Consider the following 278-nt stretch of genomic DNA (forward strand, 5'->3'; position numbering starts at 1 on the left):
GACGTGGAGGCGGGGCGACGCGCAGGCGTTCGCAGCCTCCTGCTCGAGAACGGCCATAGCTTGTTCGAGGCGCTCGAATGGATTCGATGAAGAAAGTCTTGGTCACCGGAGGCGCCGGCTACGTCGGCGCCGCCCTCATCCCCCGCCTCCTGGCGGACGGTCTCACCGTGCGCGTGCTCGATCTTTGCCTCTACGGCAAGGACGTGCTGCCGCGCGACCCCCACCTGGAGCTCGTCGAGGGCGACATTCGCGACCCGGAGGTCGTGAAGAAGTGCGTC

The 278-nt window shown here is 67.3% G+C and carries 1 protein-coding gene; it reads left to right on the forward strand.

From position 1 onward, the window contains the following. Positions 1 to 86: 86 nt before the first annotated feature. Positions 87 to 278: NAD-dependent epimerase/dehydratase family protein (locus ACWNT5_RS24315; protein WP_456518870.1), on the forward strand; the 192-nt coding region annotated here is incomplete at its 3' end.

This window comes from Aquimarina sp. 433 (assembly GCF_054054605.1).